15 protein-coding genes and 1 pseudogene are annotated in these 16,970 nt (G+C 56.9%); 6 read left to right on the forward strand and 10 right to left on the reverse strand.

The window, feature by feature from the left end; all coding sequences use genetic code 11:
• Nucleotides 1-31 precede the first annotated feature (31 nt).
• Together G556_RS0102270 and G556_RS0102275 are read left to right on the forward strand one after the other, a co-directional pair.
• The gene (locus G556_RS0102270; protein WP_028821613.1) at nt 32-3,046 is read left to right on the forward strand and encodes a glycosyltransferase; all 3,015 of its coding nucleotides are present in this window, start codon (nt 32-34) and stop codon (nt 3,044-3,046) included.
• The gene (locus G556_RS0102275; RefSeq protein WP_028821614.1) at nt 3,043-4,587 is read left to right on the forward strand and encodes a DUF5719 family protein; all 1,545 of its coding nucleotides are present in this window, start codon (nt 3,043-3,045) and stop codon (nt 4,585-4,587) included. The genes G556_RS0102270 and G556_RS0102275 overlap by 4 nt, the downstream gene beginning before the upstream one ends.
• On the opposite strand, the gene G556_RS0102280 is transcribed toward G556_RS0102275, so the two are convergent.
• Nucleotides 4,584-4,970 carry a metallopeptidase family protein gene (locus G556_RS0102280; RefSeq protein ID WP_016456481.1) on the reverse strand — a complete coding sequence of 129 codons (387 nt, stop codon included), beginning with the start codon at nt 4,968-4,970 and terminating at the stop codon, nt 4,584-4,586. The genes G556_RS0102275 and G556_RS0102280 overlap by 4 nt on opposite strands.
• A 129-nt stretch (nt 4,971-5,099) precedes the next feature.
• Here G556_RS0102280 and G556_RS0102285 point away from each other — a divergent pair, with 129 nt between their 5' ends.
• The 4 genes from G556_RS0102285 (at nt 5,100) to G556_RS11225 (ending at nt 6,945) form a co-directional block, all read left to right on the forward strand.
• Nucleotides 5,100-5,516, forward strand: coding sequence for a DUF3499 domain-containing protein (locus G556_RS0102285; RefSeq protein WP_016456480.1), 417 nt, complete (start codon nt 5,100-5,102; stop codon nt 5,514-5,516).
• Nucleotides 5,513-6,316: an HAD-IIB family hydrolase gene (locus G556_RS0102290; RefSeq protein WP_081675478.1), complete on the forward strand. Its 804-nt coding sequence runs from the start codon at nt 5,513-5,515 to the stop codon at nt 6,314-6,316. The genes G556_RS0102285 and G556_RS0102290 overlap by 4 nt, the downstream gene beginning before the upstream one ends.
• Before the next feature lie 2 nt (nt 6,317-6,318).
• Nucleotides 6,319-6,507, forward strand: coding sequence for a Trm112 family protein (locus G556_RS09930; RefSeq protein WP_016456478.1), 189 nt, complete (start codon nt 6,319-6,321; stop codon nt 6,505-6,507).
• Between the two features lie 309 nt (nt 6,508-6,816).
• Nucleotides 6,817-6,945 carry an alkaline phosphatase gene (locus G556_RS11225; protein ID WP_233418160.1) on the forward strand — a complete coding sequence of 43 codons (129 nt, stop codon included), beginning with the start codon at nt 6,817-6,819 and terminating at the stop codon, nt 6,943-6,945.
• A 542-nt stretch (nt 6,946-7,487) separates the two neighbouring features.
• Here the strand turns inward: G556_RS11225 and hemL are convergent.
• The 9 genes and pseudogenes from hemL to G556_RS09945 form a co-directional block, all read right to left on the reverse strand.
• Complete coding sequence (gene hemL / locus G556_RS0102305; protein ID WP_028821617.1) at nt 7,488-8,783, reverse strand: glutamate-1-semialdehyde 2,1-aminomutase; 1,296 nt, start codon at nt 8,781-8,783, stop codon at nt 7,488-7,490.
• Nucleotides 8,784-8,788: 5 nt separating this feature from the next.
• Nucleotides 8,789-9,787 carry a porphobilinogen synthase gene (gene hemB, locus G556_RS0102310; protein WP_024111518.1) on the reverse strand — a complete coding sequence of 333 codons (999 nt, stop codon included), beginning with the start codon at nt 9,785-9,787 and terminating at the stop codon, nt 8,789-8,791.
• Nucleotides 9,784-10,809: a ferrochelatase gene (locus tag G556_RS09935; RefSeq protein ID WP_016456472.1), complete on the reverse strand. Its 1,026-nt coding sequence runs from the start codon at nt 10,807-10,809 to the stop codon at nt 9,784-9,786. Before G556_RS09935 ends, hemB begins: the two co-directional genes overlap by 4 nt.
• A 33-nt stretch (nt 10,810-10,842) precedes the next feature.
• Entirely contained in the window at nt 10,843-11,535 is a 693-nt protein-coding gene (hemQ, locus tag G556_RS0102320) for a hydrogen peroxide-dependent heme synthase (protein WP_028821619.1), read from the reverse strand.
• A complete protein-coding gene (gene hemG, locus G556_RS0102325; protein ID WP_051176551.1) occupies nt 11,532-12,935 on the reverse strand; it encodes a protoporphyrinogen oxidase in 1,404 nt (467 codons plus the stop codon). The genes hemQ and hemG overlap by 4 nt, the downstream gene beginning before the upstream one ends.
• Nucleotides 12,932-13,969: a uroporphyrinogen decarboxylase gene (gene hemE / locus G556_RS11825; RefSeq protein WP_036917806.1), complete on the reverse strand. Its 1,038-nt coding sequence runs from the start codon at nt 13,967-13,969 to the stop codon at nt 12,932-12,934. The genes hemG and hemE overlap by 4 nt, the downstream gene beginning before the upstream one ends.
• Before the next feature lie 129 nt (nt 13,970-14,098).
• Nucleotides 14,099-14,776, reverse strand: a pseudogene (locus tag G556_RS11830) (uroporphyrinogen-III synthase); the annotation flags it as partial.
• 14 nt (nt 14,777-14,790) lie between these two features.
• Entirely contained in the window at nt 14,791-15,726 is a 936-nt protein-coding gene (gene hemC, locus G556_RS0102335) for a hydroxymethylbilane synthase (RefSeq protein WP_028821621.1), read from the reverse strand.
• A complete protein-coding gene (locus G556_RS09945; RefSeq protein ID WP_081675481.1) occupies nt 15,723-16,970 on the reverse strand; it encodes a glutamyl-tRNA reductase in 1,248 nt (415 codons plus the stop codon). Before G556_RS09945 ends, hemC begins: the two co-directional genes overlap by 4 nt.

Below are 16,970 nucleotides of genomic sequence, written 5' to 3' on the forward strand. Positions count from 1 at the left end.
TTTGGGGCCATATAAGACTAGGCTCGGATAGGTGTTAGCGAAAGATTCAAGCAAGCTGTGGTCCTGGGTGGAGGAAGCCCCAGACAACCGTCAGGAAGTAACAGAGGATATCCTATCCGCAGCCGGCAGGGTCGTTGCGGTGCTTGTCGCGCACAACGGTGAGGCGTGGCTGCCAAGAACGCTTGCCCACCTCGAACGTCTAGAAGTTCATCCCGGAATGTTGATTGGCGTTGACGCCGATTCCTCCGACGAATCCCGACTGATGCTAGAGACCACCGGAATCTTCGACCTGGTGGTAGACGGAAACCAAAACCTGGGCTTCGGTGAAAACATCAAGTCTGGGCTTTCGGCGGCTGGGATAGACGAGAAGCTGGCTAGAGCAGAATTCGACTGGGTTTGGCTGCTTCACGATGATCTGGCAGTGGGTAGGACTTCCCTCACGCATCTCGTCGCCGAGGCTATTGGCGACGAAAGACCAGACGTTCTGATCCCTAAGCTGCTGATGCCAAGAAGGCGCAACCACCCCGACAAGATCGCATCGTTGGGCGAATCAATTGCTGCCGACGGAACGCGAGCACCCGTTGTTGAACCAGGGGAGTTAGACCAGGGGCAGCTTGAACCCGTATCGGTTCTGGGCGGATGCTCAGCCGGCATGATGATTTCGTTGAAGGCATGGCAGAAGCTCGATGGGTTCAGCCCAGATCTGCCACTTTTCAGAGACGGCGTCGAATTCGGTATGCGCGCCAATCGGGCAAAAATGAAGGTACTCACCTGCCCGGACGCTTCGATGCGTCACATTAATGCAACCCGAAACGGCCTGCGAAACACCAAACTAACCAATGACCCTAAGGCTTTCGATATCGCCATCGGGATGATGGTTGCCGCAGGACATTCCCAAAACGTGTCTAAGGCAAGCAAAAAACTCACTTCCATAGTGCGGTTGAATTGGTTGGGGCATCTGTTCAGCAAATCTGCAGATAGCAGAAACGCGCTCAAGGCCGCAATTACGAAGTTCAACACCGAGAAGCCATCTGTGCAGCGGATCTCAGAGGCCGCAGAAAAAAGCGGCGACTTCGCGAACATCGACAAGGCGCTTTTCCCCGCACGATTTTGGGAAATGCGGCAGGCGCTCGATCTGCTGGCGGGCAAGGTTGCGGATAAAACCGCGGCCAGGTCTTTGCGTCCCGAACCGGAGGCTAGAGGCGGTCTTCGTACGCTAGCCTCGCCAGGAATGATTACTGCTGCATTTTTGCTGGTGATCACGATCATCGCATCCCGCTTTTTACTGTCATTCGGAAAGCTAACGGCTCCTCTTCTGTTGCAGAGCCCCGACTCGCTGGGCGTCGCTTGGCGCAACTGGACGCACTCGGTGCCGGGCCTTTTCGGGGCTAATCCACCCTGGCTGGGGCTGATGGCTTTTGGGTCCACGCTGACCTTCGGCCAACCAGAGTGGTTCGCCACCGTATTGGTGCTGGGCGGCTGCCTAATCGCTGGCGCGTGCGGCTATTTCTTCCTGCGCCATCTGACGAAGAGCAGATGGCAGGCTGCGGTGCTCGCCTCGCTATGGGGGCTGGCGCTGCCGTTGAGCGGGGCGACGGGTGCGGGCAGCCTAGATGCAATTGCCGCGGCGATATTACTTCCGCTGATAGCCAATGTCTGCCGTGTATGGCTTGTCAACGACAAGGCAGGCCCGCAGATGTGGCGGCGTCCCGCCCATTTTGCGCTTCTATCGACAATCTTGATCAGTTTCGTGCCGCTTACTTGGTTGGTGTTGGCACTAGTCGCGTTCCTGATCGGCAAGCGCACAAAGAACTGGAAGGCGGCGTTGATTGCGGCCTTGGGCCCGATCGTCGTGCTCCTGCCTTGGCTGCCTAGACTGTTCTCGGATCCCGGTAGGCTGCTTACCGGTTCAGAACCATCCGCTGTTTGGTCGTCTTCGGCGCCTAATCCGCTCGGCCTCCTCGCAGGTCGCGGAGAGTTTGCATCTGCGCCAATTGCGATCAATGTTTTGGTTATCGCCGTTTTCTGGGTGCTAGCTCTCGTGGCTGTCTACCGTCTTCGCAGCCGCCTCGTTCTTTACCTCGCGGGCTCGGCAGTAGCATTCCTCGCGGTGGCAATTTTACTTTCGCGGTTGGTAGTCACGGTCAATTACGTACCTGCTAGGCCTATCAGCTTCGTTTGGCTGTTCTGTTACCTAGGCGTCTTGTTGATGCTAGCTGCTCTCGGTACTGATCCGATAGACATCAGGATGAGCAGGGCGGAACTGCTGCACAAACCTAACTTCTGGCTTGCCGCAGCAGCTGTTTTCGGCGTTCTTCTCGGTTCCTTCTGGTGGGCAATTGCCGGAAGCGGACCGAATCTCAATCGGGGCAATCAGCAAGTGCCCAGCTACGTTCAAGACACTCTGCGTTCGGAGCGTCATACCCGGGCTTTATTAGTAGAGGCGGATGGATCTGTCGCTAAGTACTGGCTAGTCGACGAGAACGGGCCGACCTGGGGAAGCGGGGAGAAGCCGGCAATAGGTTCTCGAGCCGCCAATAATCAGCTTTCCGACCTGGCGAAACAAATCGCCCAGGGAATGCCGAGTGATGACGTCTACGAGCAGCTGACCGGCCTCGCGATCAGCCACATCTGGGTTAGGGGCGTGAGCGAGGAGGCCATCCAGGAATTCTCGAGTTCTGCCTCGTTAACGCCCATCGACGTTGACGATAACACGACGGTCTTTTCGATGCCGAGCAACGTCTCCCGAATGATGTTCAAGGACGGCAAGGTCCTATTGAGCGAGCCTAAGGACTCGCAGTGGTCGGCTAAAGCCGTCGGCACCAGACTCACAGCTTCAGATGCAGGGGATTGGCGACAGGCCTGGGAGCTCTCCGAAAAGAAGAACGTGGAGATCTCTGCCTCGCCGAGCCTCTTCTCGATGGCCACGCAGATCCTCGGTTTGCTTGCCTTGGGCATCCTGGGTGCGCCTGCAGCGAAAGAGGAAAAGCTGCCCAGAAGAGCTACTGAAACCGCTAAACAAAGCGCAAGGAGGAGGGCAGAATGAGACGTGCAATGTCTGATGACCAGCCGTACGAAGAGTCTAAGCCGACTCGCGCTGCTAGGGGAATTTCTGATCCTGAGGAGGACGTTAAGCCCCAGCCTGAGGACCTCTCCAAGGACGAGGGCGACGAATTCGCCGACGAGCTAGAGATCACCATGGTCCGGCGAATGGCGCTCAACCTCGATGGCCCCGTGCCGATTGCCAAGGCGCCAAGCTTCAACGAGACAGATGATGAGCCGGCTGAAGCAAAGAAGCCACGGTCTAGGCGGATCGGTCTAGACAAAAAATGGCTAGGCGTTTGCGTTGGGATTCCTGCAGGTGCTCTAGTGCTGAGCCTGATCTTCTCGTTTGCAGGTGCGTTCCAGGCGAAGGCTCCTGTCCAGGTGGCCGCAGCCTCGTCGATATCTCGTGCCTGCACTCCCATCGCGGGTGTTCAGAGCAAACTTCACGCATGGGCGAGCCAAGGAGGCATCGAGCTGCGTGAGCTGGCAGCCGACGAGGCGACCCTCGTCGAAAGCCCATACCAGGGCGACATTTCTAAGCCCGTTAGAATGAGCGCAGAGGACAAGAGCGCCAACTCTATCGGCGGCATTTTTGGTGGCAAGGACGGCCACAGCTATTGGGCCCAGTGCGTGACGCCCAATACCGATTCCGTCACTATCGCTCCTGGCGCAGAGGGTTCGACGCTTGTCATGTACAACCCTGATAATGAACCTGTCGATGTAGACGTCACGATTTCCACTTCCAGCGGTCAGGCGGATGTGCCCGAATTGCGTGGCCTTCAGATCGGCGGTAATTCGACGCAACTGGTCAAGCTGGCGAACTATGCAACTGATAAAGACCAGATTGGCGTGCGAGTTCGCACGATAACCGGCCGTCTGGGAGTTTCTATCACGACCAAGACCGAAAACGGCATGAGCGCCAGCTCCGCGATGAGACTCAGCAAGCAGATCGTAATTCCTGCGGCTCCGGCTGGCGCGAAGTCCGCGAGACTGATCGTCACGAATCCGGACACCACCAGGAAGGAGCTGCATGTCGAAGTGCTGGGGCCAGAAGGCTCAACGGTAGTCGAGGAAAAACTAGTCGCTGAGGCCCAGCGCACGCAGGGTTTCGACCTGAAAAAGTATCTCGATAATGCCTCTGCGATTGTTGTCTCCAGCGATTTCGAGATAGCCGCAACCTTGATTAGCTCTACTGATTCAGACGATGCGGTCAGTTTGGGCACGGACGAATTCTCCGCCAACGAGTTGGCTGCAGTCGTCGCAGGCAACGGTAATTTGTCTCTGACTAACCTTGGCGATGAGGACACCCAGGCCGAGATCAGCTGGGACGGGGGAGATCCCGAGCAGATAGCCATCAAGGCCAGGTCCACGGTGTCTTTGGCGGTGCCGAGCGAAAAGAAAACCGTGCGGGTTAAGGCAGATCAGCCGATTGTCGGCGCAATATCCCTGACTGACTCTGGGCAATCGGTTGCTAACCTCTCTGTGCTTCCGAAGCAGAAGAATATGGCTATCGTCCCCAATCCGAGGATTGGCATCGGCTAAAGGTCTGGGTCGAGCTCGTGCATCGGGCGGTTTGTCAATGCCGATATTTGCTCGACGAGAGTGTCGTGCGTCAGTTCTTTGAGATCTTCTCTGTCTGCCGCACGGTTTTCTAATGGTCTGCGAAAGACGATGACCTTGGAAACTCCCCCATCTGTGGGCGACATGGCAGCAGCGAGCGGAACGGAATCTAGGGAGTCTGCGCTGAGCCCTAGCGCCGACACCGGAACGTCGTCAACGCCCACGTCGATGCCGAATAGCGCCTCCGGGCAGTTGCGCTGAATGGTTTCGACCGATTCCTGCACGCATTCTATGAAGTACTCGGCATCGGTCGGCCTTCTAGGAATTTTCACTGCGCGACCGGTGATGCTGTTCGGCAACGACATCGGCCCTCGAATGCCCCTACCGTGTCGATCCCTGTGCTGATACATGTAAATCAGAATAGCCGCTAAATGCGGATCAGCCGGCCAGGCTATTCGCGATTAGCCTCGTGTCGGCCTAATCTTCAGTGTGTGATGAAGCGACACTGCTGTAGATCTGCCTGCGACCAACCCGCCGTCGCCACCCTGACTTACGTTTATGCGGACTCCATGGCAGTGCTCGGCCCCCTTGCGAGCGAAGCCGAACCAGGCTGCTACGACTTGTGCGCCGAACACTCTAAGAATCTTTCCGCCCCGAGAGGCTGGCAGGTGTTGCGGCTGACGGAGCCAGGATATCCCGCTCCGGAACCGGACGAGGACGACCTGATGGCACTTGCCAATGCGGTTCGTGAAGTCGGATTTTCGGACTTCCCCGAGGGTGCTTCGCAGTCCCATCCCTATGGAACTGATGAGCATCAGACGAGTGACAAAGGGGAAGTGGTGGAACTCGCAAGGCGCGGCCACTTGAGGATGATTGCGGACGCCAGCAAAATTACCGATAGGCTTGGATGATGACCTCTTTGCTACCTGACCAGTTGGATGTCGAGAAGCTCAAGATCGTCGGTTTCGACCTCGACGACACGTTGGCGGCATCTAAGTCGCCGCTCTCCGAAAAGATGGGTAGAACCCTTGCCGATCTGCTCGAGTGCGTTCCGGTTCAAATTATTTCTGGTGGGCGTTTCGAGCAATTCGATGCTCAGGTTCTAGCGAACCTGCCAAAGGACGCCGAGCTGGAAAATCTGCACTTGATGCCCACCTGCGGCACCCGTTATCTGCGCTTCGTCGATGGCCAGTGGAAGGAGATCTACTTCCACGCTCTTAGCCAGCAGGAAAAAGACGCCGCGATCGGAGCGCTAGAGGAAGAAGCCAAGAGGCTGAACCTGTGGGAGCCTGACGGCGTCGTAAACGGTGACCGAATCGAAGATCGCGGCTCGCAGATAACCTTCTCAGCGCTGGGCCAGCGCGCTTCGGTGGCGGACAAGCAGGCATGGGATCCAAGCGGTGAAAAGCGCGAGAGTCTTCGCGACGCCGTCGCTAAACGAATCCCGGAGCTCGAGGTCCGTGCAGGCGGATCCACTTCGATAGACATCACCAGAAAGGGCATCGATAAGGCATACGGTATGCGCGCCCTCAGCGAGCAGACTGGTATCGAGTTATCAGAGATGCTGTTTATCGGCGACAGGCTGGTGCCTGGCGGCAACGATTATCCGGTCTACGAAATCGGGGTTCCCTGCCACCAAGTGAGCGGGCCCGAAGAAACACTGACTTATCTCGGCCAACTCATCGAGCTGTTACGCAAGAAGCGAGGCTAAAAATGGAAGAAATCACACTTTCCAGCGAATTTATGGACGTCGCCGCCTGCCCGAAATGCCACAGCGGTTTGGCGATCGATTACGACAATTCTGAACTGGTTTGTATCAACGACGATTGCGGTCTGTGCTACCCGATTAAAAACCAGATTCCGGTCTTGCTCGTAGAAGAAGCACGAAAAAAGAACGACTAAAAATATATTTTTGCCGTGGTATGGCGCCGATTTTCGACGTCCTGCCGCGACAAGTTAATTCTTTCTTACAGAAACTGAAATAATCGTTAATCTCGATTAGAGGATCTGTTATTTTTTATTTCCTAGTCTCTCCTTGGTCGATCAAGTAACGGACCGGTTGCGTTGGCATAAGCCAACGGCAACTACACGGAGAGGTAGATAATAAATGTCTGTAATTAGGAAAGTGGCCAGCGCCGGCGCAGTCGGTGCAATCGCGGCCACCAGTATTTTCTTTTCCATTCGATCAATCGGGATGGCTCCATCAACTATGTGACCGACTCTGCTGCATCCGGCACCGCCTGGTCGACTGGCGCCAAGACTTTTAACGGCGGGCTCGGCGTCGACATTTTGGGTAACCCAGTCGAGAACCTGATCGAGAAGGCCAAAAACGCCGGATAGCGTACCGGCCGAAACAATCTGCAGCGAGTGAGATGACGACGGTTATAATTACCCAAATTCCGAGGACAATGCGTGCACCCTTGAACGGGGTGTTGGAGGTCGGGTCGGTAACGCCTAGACCGATAGCGGCGCCGAGGAAACCGAACATGATCAGGAACACGATGGAAACTACAACACCTGTGAAGATTGCTTCCCAAGAAGTCTTGGCGAGCCTGCCTTCTTCGTCAATGCAGGAAAGTGGTTTTCCGGGACGAAAAGTTCGTACTAGTGGCCGACGCGCTAGAGGCAACTACAGTACGCCGCTCAGTAATTTTTTGATTTCTTCCTTATGAAAATAAATAAGTTCTTAGCCGCTAAATAAATTACTGGCTACGTTAAATACAATTTAGGGACGTGCGAATTTATTTCGCCTTTATAAATTCATTATAAAATCCAGCTTTATTAGGCAATACATTTTTGCGGTAGACAGAAATAATTCTCCAGAGTCCTCGCCACGAGAACTCTGGAGAATTATAAATTCGTTATTTTTATGGCTTTTGAATTTATTCGCCCTGTTGAGCTGCCGCAATCGCGGCTTGTTTGATTGCGGCCTCGATAATTTCCAGCTCGGTATCACCGTGGCTGGAAGAGACAAACCAGGCTTCAAAGGCGCTAGGAGCCATCCAAACCCCATTGTTAAGCAGGGTGTGGAAGAACTTAGCGAATGCCTTAGTGTCCTGAGCTCGCGACTCGTCGTAGTTGGTGACCGGACCGTTGGTGAAGAACACGCTGAACAGGTTGGAAGCGCGGTTGATGATGTGCGGAACACCTGCAGCCGACAGTTCATCGTCGAGGGTCCTAGTGATCTGCGCCGAGATCTTACCCATGTGCGAGTAGCACTCGTCGTCCAGCAGTTCCAGGGTCTTGAGGCCCGCGGTAGCTGCTACGGGGTTACCGGACAGTGTGCCGGCCTGATAGACCGGACCTGCGGGGGACAGCTGGTCCATGATCTGCGCGGGGCCAGCCACCGCAGCTAGCGGGAATCCACCGCCGATGACCTTTCCGAAAGTGAACAGATCGGGCTCCCAGCCCTCGACTGCGCCTTCCAGACCCCACCAACCGTTCGGGGATACTCGGAAGCCGGTGAGAACTTCGTCGAATACGAACAAAGCGCCGTACTCGGTGCACAGGCCGCGCAGGCCTCGGTTGAAACCGGTCATGGGGGTGATCACGCCCATATTCGCGGGGACAGCCTCTGTGATCACCGCAGCCACCTCGTTTTCGGCGAGGGCCTTTTCAACCTGAGCTAGGTCGCCGTAATCGACGACGATGGTGTCTGCCGCCGTGCCCTTGGTGACTCCGGGGGAGTCCGGGCTGCCCAAAGTCGTGGCGCCAGAACCTGCAGCGACGAGCAGCGAGTCGGAGTGGCCGTGGTAGCAGCCCGCGAACTTGATGATCTTCTCGCGTCCTGTTGCGGCACGCGCCAGTCGCACTGCCGTCATCACGGCCTCCGTGCCGCTGGAAGTAAAGCGGACTCGCTCCACAGGAGAGACCCTCTTCTTAATCGCCTCTGCCAGCAGCAACTCCGGTTCGCTAGGCGCCCCGAACGAGGTGCACTTGCAGACGATCTCGCGAACGGCATCGACTATCTGCGGGTGTGAGTGGCCGAGGATCGCAGGGCCCCATGTGCTGACGAGGTCGACGTACTTGTTTCCGTCAACGTCGGTTATGTAAGGACCATGCGCCTCCGCAGCGAAGCGCGGGGTTCCGCCGACGGCACCGTATGCGCGTACCGGACTGGAAACTCCGCCCGGCATGGCCTCCAATGCGCGAGCGAAAAGACTTTCACTAGTGCTGATATCCATTAAGCCTCCTTGAGCCAACCTGCAACTTCGGTTGCCCAGTAGTTAGCGATGATTCCGGCGCCAGCGCGCTTTACGCTGGTGAGTGCCTCGAGGATCACTCGCTTGCGGTCGAACGCGCCAGAAGCGGCAGCTCCTTCAATCATCGCGTATTCACCAGACACGACGTAAGCGGAAACCGGCACATCGACCAGCTGGCGAGCCGCCGCGACGATGTCGAGGTAGGCAAGCGCAGGTTTTACCATCACGATATCCGCGCCCTCTTCGACGTCGAGCGTGATTTCCCTCAAAGCCTCGCGGGAGTTTGCGGGATCCTGCTGGTAGGCCTTGCGGTCGCCCTTCAAACTCGACTGCACGGCCTCGCGGAATGGGCCGAAGAACGCAGAAGCATACTTGGCCGCATACGCGAGCAAACCGGTACGACGGTAGCCGTCTTGGTCCAGAGCCGCGCGCAACGCACCGATCTGGCCGTCCATCATTCCGGAGGCGCCGAGGAAGTCGGAACCTGCGGCTGCAAGCGCCAGACCCATTTTCGCGTACTGCTTCAGAGTTTCGTCGTTATCGACGTTTCCATCCTCGCCCAGCAGCCCACAGTGTCCGTGGTCGGTGAACTCGTCGAGGCACAGATCCGCTATGACCACCATCTCTGGGCAGGCCTCTTTTGCCAGCCGAACCGCCTGGGCGAGAACGCCCTCGGGATCTACCGCACCGGAACCGACGGCGTCCTTCTTCAACGGAACGCCGAAAGGCATGATGGCGCCGACGCCGGCTTCGTATGCCTCGCAGACCGCCTCTTTGTAGGAATTTTCCGAGTGCTGGAAGATGCCGGGAAGGGAGGAGATCTCTTTCGGATCTTTGGCTCCCTCAACCAGGAAGATTGGTAGAACCATCTCCGCCGGGGCAAGTCGGGTCTCGGCTACAAGGTTGCGTACTTGTGCAGTGGTGCGCAACCTGCGCGGACGAATCGTCGGATGAAAACGAGGATCAGAAAAATCTGTCATAACGTAACTCCATTGATTGTTTTTCTATTTTCAGACGCATGCCTCGGGTTATGTGAGGGGCAGCATTCGGTACTACAAAACTCTCCGGGCTCCGGAAGGCGAAGATCTTGGCTCAAGTATTTTGCTAGCAGATCCGCCAAAGAATTGACGAAACTTGGGTGAACTCCAACCGTTGGAACCCTGGTGAAACACATGCCGAGTTCGGCAGCTGTGCTCTTGGCCTCGTTGTCTAGGTCCCAGATGACCTCCATGTGGTCGGACAGGAAACCGATCGGGTCAACGATGACCTCCTTGACGCCTTCCGCATGTTTGTCACGCAACGCATCGCAAATGTCTGGTTCCAGCCACGGCGTGTGCGGTGAACCGCTGCGGGACTGGTAGACCAATTCCCACGATAGCGGGCTGCAGGCTAGCAGTTCGGAAGTTCTGGTAGCGATCTGATCGGCCAGCTCAAGGTGCTGGCGAACGTAGACTTCCGAACCTGCAGTCGGTATTGAATGAGTGGTGAATAGCAAGCAGGGCTGGGATGGCTCCATTTTTTCTTCCAGCACCTCAGCGAGGAGCCGGGCGTTGGCTTCAACCAGACCATCAATACCGATGTATGGGGGCATCTTAACGGCGCTAATTTCCATGCCCTCGAGTGCGGCTGCCACATTCTCCATGTATTGCCTGCAAGACGAATAAGAAGCGAATGGGGTCGTCGGGACCGCCAGAACCAGCTTCTTTCCTTCAGACTCCAGGGTGCCGAGAGTCTCGTTGATGCGATCCTTGCCGTTTCGATTGCCCAACACCACGGGCAGGTCGTGGCCACGTGCGCTGAGCGCCTCGGAGAGCGCCTTAGCCAGGCGGCGGTTCTGCTCGTTTAAGGGGCTGAAGCCGTCAAAGTGCTCATAGTGCAGAGCAACCTCTTCAAGCCTGCTTTCGGGGATGCCTACGCCAGCGGCGACCTGAGACAAAAACGGCCTAACTTCTGCCATCGACTCAGGTCCGCCGAAAGCGAGCAGCATTATCGCGTCAATCATCTATTCACCTAGATAGAAGGTTAGCGCTAGGGCCTAAATCAGCACGTTCACGATTTCGGAAACCTTTACTCGGTGACCGAAGTGGAACGGGTATTCGTTACGAACGTGCAGGCGTGCTTCGGAATCGCGCATCTGTCGCATGAGGTCCACAATCTGCCAAGGATGATCGGCCTCGAGAGACACCACCCACTCGTAGTCGCCGAAGCCGAAAGCGGCCAGCGTGGAGGAAAGGATCTGCGGGTTTGCGCGACCGATATTGCCGTGTTCTAGGAGCATCTTCCGACGCTCGGACGGATCTATCACATACCAGTCGTAGCTGCGCACGAACGGGTAAACGCATACCCACTCGCCTTCCGGCTTGCCTGCCAAAAACGCGGGCACGTTGCCCTTGTTGAATTCAGCAGGACGGTGCATTCCAAATGCCGACCAGGTCATCTCCACCTCGTGGTTGCCCAGGCCACCATTGAGCGCGATCTTGATATCTCGCAACGCGTCCTGGACTCCGTCGAAGGAGGGACCGTGCGCCCAAATCATCAGCTGCGCATTTGGCTGGCTGCCGGACACGTCGTACCAGCCACGAATCTTAAGATCCGGGTGCTTAGCCAGTGTCTCTTCAACGAGAGCGGTGTTGTCTTCCGGCATTCCAGAAGTGCGGTTGAATACCGCCCAGCAGGTGTAGTCGATCATTTCGTTTATCTCGCGGGCGGAAAGGTGTTTCTGTGTCATATCTGTTCCTTTGTGTTGCTAAGGATTTCCCTTGTTTTTTCTCTTGCGTCCTTTACGCAGTCGGGTAGTCCGACGCCGTTTAGCGCGGAACCCGGCACGCGCCAGGGGGTCGGTTCAAGCTGTTCGGTCACTTTGGCGACGACGTCTAGGTGACCTGTGACGTACTTCGGCATGACGGAATTCCAGCGGCTGGTCCAGACTCGTTCTGGTGCCGCCACCGCTCCAACTGCTTTCTCGAAGTATTCGCGAACCGCAGCAACCAACTTTTCTGTAGGGGCATGTGCGATTTCGCCGACGCGATCGGGCACGAATGCTCTAACCAAGATTTTGCCGTCTGGGCAGCGTCCGGCGAATTTAGCCGAGCTGATGGTGATGCCGGAGGAGGGGGCTCCCGCGTCGGCTTCCAGCCAGCCGTGGTTGTCTAGCGGCTTCGCGAAGGCGTCTTGAGAGTAAGCCATGGTAACCACAGATGTCGATGCCAACGGGATGTTACCCAATAGCTTTGCGGCTTCGGGAAACTCGCCGGAAAGCAGCTTGCTAGTGCTGCCAGCGCCGCCTGCGAAAACCACGGCATCGAAATCTAGCTGCATCGGAATTCCGCTGCGTTTGATGACGGTAAGGCGGCTGCCGGAATCGCTCAGATTGGCAGAGGTAACTGTCGTGTCTTCGTAAAGTTCAGCGCCCCTGTCCCTCAATTGACGAACGAGTTCGTGAATTACTTGTTCCAGGCCGCCCTCGAGCGAGCGGAACACCGAACCAGACTTGGGCTTTGCGCCTTTTTCCGCACGTCGCTTCTGTCTGCCGCTAGCAAGCGCCGCCAGCATCAGGGAGCGGTGCTCCTTTTCGTTTTTACGCAGGCTGGGCAAAACCGCGTCGAGCGACAATTCGTCGACGCTGGAGCCGTATATTCCGCCGATGAACGGATTCGCGAACTTCATCGCCACTCCAGCGCCCAGTCTGCGGCGGATGAAAGAGCCGATAGAAACGTCCTCATCCGGCAAGATTCGCGGCAAAAACAGGTCGAGGCCTGCGCGGAGCTTGTCGAAAATCGACAAAATCCCAGTGGTCGCAAATGGCAATATTTTGGTGGGCAGCACGCCCGTCATCCCCTTTGGAATGGGGTTCATGCGTCCGCGAGAATGAATCATCACCTTGCGCGTGCCTAAAGTTTCGATAACCTGGTCGCTGATGCCAAGATCTTCGACCAGCTCAAGTAGCCACGGGCGGTAGGCGACGAAGGAATCCGGGCCCTCCTCGATGACGTATCCGTCTTCAATGATCGTGCGGATTTTGCCGCCGAAACGCTCGGATTCGAAGACGGTGACTTGAGCGCCCTGTCTGACGCCTTCCCAAGCCGCTGCAAGTCCGGTTAGGCCGCCACCGATAACGGCTAACTTCACGATTGCCTCCCATGGATGAACTCGACCAGACGAGTCAATACGCGAGGATCAGTGTCTTTGTCTACGCCGTGGCCGAGGTTTACGACGTGGCCAGGTGCTCGTTTGCCGCGCTCGATAACGTCGGCTGCCTCTGCGGAAAGCTGCGGCCAGGAACCAGCCAGGAGAACAGGGTTGATGTTTCCTTGTAGGGGGACCGAGTTGTCGAACAGCTTGCTTGCCTCGTCTAGGCCGATGTCGTGTGAGACTCCGACGACATCTGCGCCTGCCTCGTACATATCGACTAGCAAGTCGCGAGTCTGAGTGCCAAAGTGTACGCGTGGAAGCCCTAGGTCTGCCACGCCCTTGAGAACCTGAGCCGAATGTGGCTTGGAGAATTCCCGGTATTCGTGTGGGGCAAGACGGCCGGCCCAAGAATCGAAAAGCTGTAATGCGCTGGCGCCGGCCTTGGCCTGTTCCCGGAGGAAAGTTACCGTGCAGCGGGCGACCCAATCGAGAAGCCTGTGCCAGGTTTCGGGGTCCTCACTCATCATTTTCCTGGTCAACGGCAAATTCCTTGAGGGCTTTCCCTCGATCAGGTAGCTAGCCACGGTGAAAGGGGCCCCGGCAAAACCGATTAGGGGAGTGGTGTTCAGCTCGCTGACTGCGATTTGGGCTGCACGTGATACTGGCTCGACCTGTTCTGGGGTCAATTCTTTGAGGGCAGCTACGTCTTCTGCGCTCCTAATGGGAGTGTCGCAAACCGGCCCGACGCCTGGTTCGATGTGCACGGGCAACCCGGCTAGGCGCGCCGGAACTACAATGTCTGAGAAGAGGATCGCCGCGTCCAACCCATGACGGCGAACCGGCTGCAGCGTGATCTCTGCTGCTAGCTCTGGATCAAGGCAAGACTCGAGCATGTCTGTGCCCTCGCGTAGCGCGCGATACTCGGGCAATGAGCGCCCGGCTTGCCGCATGAACCAAACTGCGGGTCTAGCGGTTCGGTTGCCGCGGTAATTACGGATCAGCGCCGATTCACTGGTCAGGCCAGTAAGCATCGGATGGTATGCAGGCAATTGGTCGGAGTCCGAAATCCCTTTGAATTCGAATGCAGGCTTCTTGAGTTCAGCAGCAATCGTCTTGGCCACGCTCGTTGCATTGCCGAGCTCTACGTCTACGACGTCAAGGCCAGCCTCCTTCGCCGCAGCCTGGGTGGTCGGGCCTACCGCGAACGCCTTGATTTTTGTTGCTCCAGCGCCGGTCAACTTGCACAGCGCTTCGACGGCGCTGGGGGAGCGCAACAGCACGCTAGAAATGTTTCCGCAGCGAACTGCACCGGCGCTGATCGGTTCTCCGGCGATGACGCTCGTCTCATAGACGGGAGCCTTATCGACCTGCCAGCCTGCCGACTCCAATACCTCGCCTAGTTCCTTCCGGGCGATGGCGCTTTGCGGAATCAACGCGCGAGCGGTCTCGTTTTCGGCGATCATCATCTCTGCGAGTGCGGTGCCATCTCTGTTACCGATTACATCGGCATTCAATCCGCTTGCGCTTCGCTGTCCTACCGCGGCTACCTTCAGACCTCGGACGCGTGCGGAATCTAGGACATCGTACAGCTTCTGGCCGACGATTTGGGCCCAATTAGGCATTGTCCGTGGGCTAGTGATGGCGAGCCAGTCGCCTTCACCGGCGGTCTTCAATGTTTCGAATAGCCGACGTGCTGGGGCATCGTCTTCGCTGGGGTGAATTACGAGATACGGATCGACGAGGACGCTGAGGCCAGCGTTTTTGAGCGCTGCAGCGTCATTTTGATTGTGGTCCGGGCGAATCAGAAGAACGGGTTTGATCAGGCCACTAGTAGTCATAATTTTTCCTTTGCTCAGGAATTTGGCTGGGCTTGCGCAAGAAGCTCTGCGGCAGTTTTGAGCCCAAGCTCGCGCGCCTTCTCGCACCACAGCGACTTCTGCGTCTCATCGATTTCTTCTGGTTCACCGGGCAGCTCGATGCTGTGCTCGGCCCTGGCAAAGTCGACCCCGCGCCAATTCGCCAGGTCAGCGCGAAGCGTCAACGTGTTTCCATCGAGTTGAGCATGCGCTCCGACGGCAGTGGTGCACGCCGCGTCTACGCCAGTAAGAATCGCGCGCTCTGCGCTCACAACTACTCGGCTCTCCAAGTGGTCTAATTTGCCTATACCGTGCACGAGATCCTCGTTGTCGCCACGACACTCGACCGCGAGAGCGCCCTGGGCCGGAGCGGGTAGTAGAACATCGAGAGAGATCCGAGTCATGTTCTCATCCAGCAGGCCAAGCCTCTGCAGCCCCGCTTCTGCTAAAACGACAGCGTCCAACTCGCCGTTTCTAGCCTTCTTCAGCCTGGTATCGACGTTTCCGCGAATCGGGAAAATCTGCAGGTCTGGGCGTGCTTGCAAGAGCGCGGCTTGCCGCCTGGGGGAAGACGTGCCGACCTTTGCGTTCTTCGGTAGATCAGCCAGCTCGAGGCCGTCTCGGGTGACCAACACGTCACGCTCTGATGCTCGCTTCGGAACGGCTGCGGTGATGAGCGGTTGGGGGATCGCCGAAGGTAGATCCTTGAAGGAGTGGACAGCCATGTCAACGCTGCCGTCGATTACCGCCTCTTGCAGCCTGGCGACGAAAGCACCGGGACGCTTGAAGGCGTTCAGGGCGACCTTTTGGTTGTCGCCCTCGGAACGGATAATCGTTAGCTCGACGTCGAACCCGAGCTCGCCTAGTGCGTCCGCGATGGTCTGGGACTGTGAAGTGGCTAACTGGCTTCCTCTTGTGCCGAGCTTGATCAATTATTTACCTCAACTTCGATACCAAAAATGGTCTGCAACGCATTTGTGAAGGAATCCAAATCGCCCTTCTTAGCGAGCTTATTGGCCCTAACGGAAGGCGCGTGCAGCAATGCGTTGCTTACGCGATGAAGCGAACGCGCGACTGCCTCTGCGGTTTCGGGAGAGTAGTGGTGCTCGGCCTTCTCAATTTCTTTATCGATAATTTCGGAAACGTATCTGCGGATCGCTGTTACTGCGGGATCGGCCCTGCGGCCACCCTCAACATGGGCATATGTTTCCACGCCTTGCTGAACTATCCTTTCGGCCTCTTGAGTGGCCTTGGCCTGCTCCGGTGGAACGTTTTCCGCGATCGTTGACAGGGTAATTACGGCCACGTGAGCTAACTCAGCAACAGCCGGATCCACGTCTCCTGGAAGAGCTAGATCGACAATCGGCAGCACTTCGTAGCGGTCTACGCCGGCCTTCTCTAGTAACTCGACACTGATGCGATTCCCGACTCGTCCGGAGCAACAAACGATTATCTCGGCGTTAGCCAAAGCGACCAGGAATTCTTCTTCGCTGGCTCCGATTGCCTCGACCCTCGGATGCGTTTTTGCGAAGGATTCCGCGCGACCGCTTGCCGATGCGACTTTGATGTCGCCCGCGCCACGCTGGGTAAGTTCGGAGACAACGACTCCCGCGTAGTCTCCGGTGCCGAGCACTAAAACGTCGCGGCCACGAATTCCGCCATGCTGCTCGTCTACAAGGTCGAGCCCGACGCTGGCCAGAGACTTTCCTGCAGAGCCAAGCTCGGTGTTGTTCTTGACCGCTTTGGATGTTGTCAGTGCGGCCTGGAAAAGTCTGTTCAATTTCGCGTTGGCCACTTTGGAGTACTCGGTAAGTGCACGCCTTACCTGGCCGGCAACCTCGCGTTCTCCGACGACTACCGCGTCCAGACCGCTTGCGACCTCGAAGAGGTGTTGCACTGCTAGCTCGCCAACTCGCATCTCCAACTCGTAGGCAACCTGGCGCATGCTTTCGTCTACTATTTCGGCCACACATTCCTTAACCGTCTCGACGCCGGAATGGAATTTTTTTGCGTCCACGTAGAGCTCGAAGCGGTTGCATGTGGCTAATAAAATTGCGCCGTCTATTACATCGCTGGCGTTTAGCGACGCCAGCAATTGATCCTTACGCTCACTTAACTTGGCGAGATTGGCATTGCTCGTGTTGCGATGCGTCACACCTACTTGAATGATTGGCAC

Origin of the sequence: Propionimicrobium lymphophilum DSM 4903 (assembly GCF_000423485.1) — a bacterium.
GTDB lineage: Bacteria > Actinomycetota > Actinomycetes > Propionibacteriales > Propionibacteriaceae > Propionimicrobium > Propionimicrobium lymphophilum.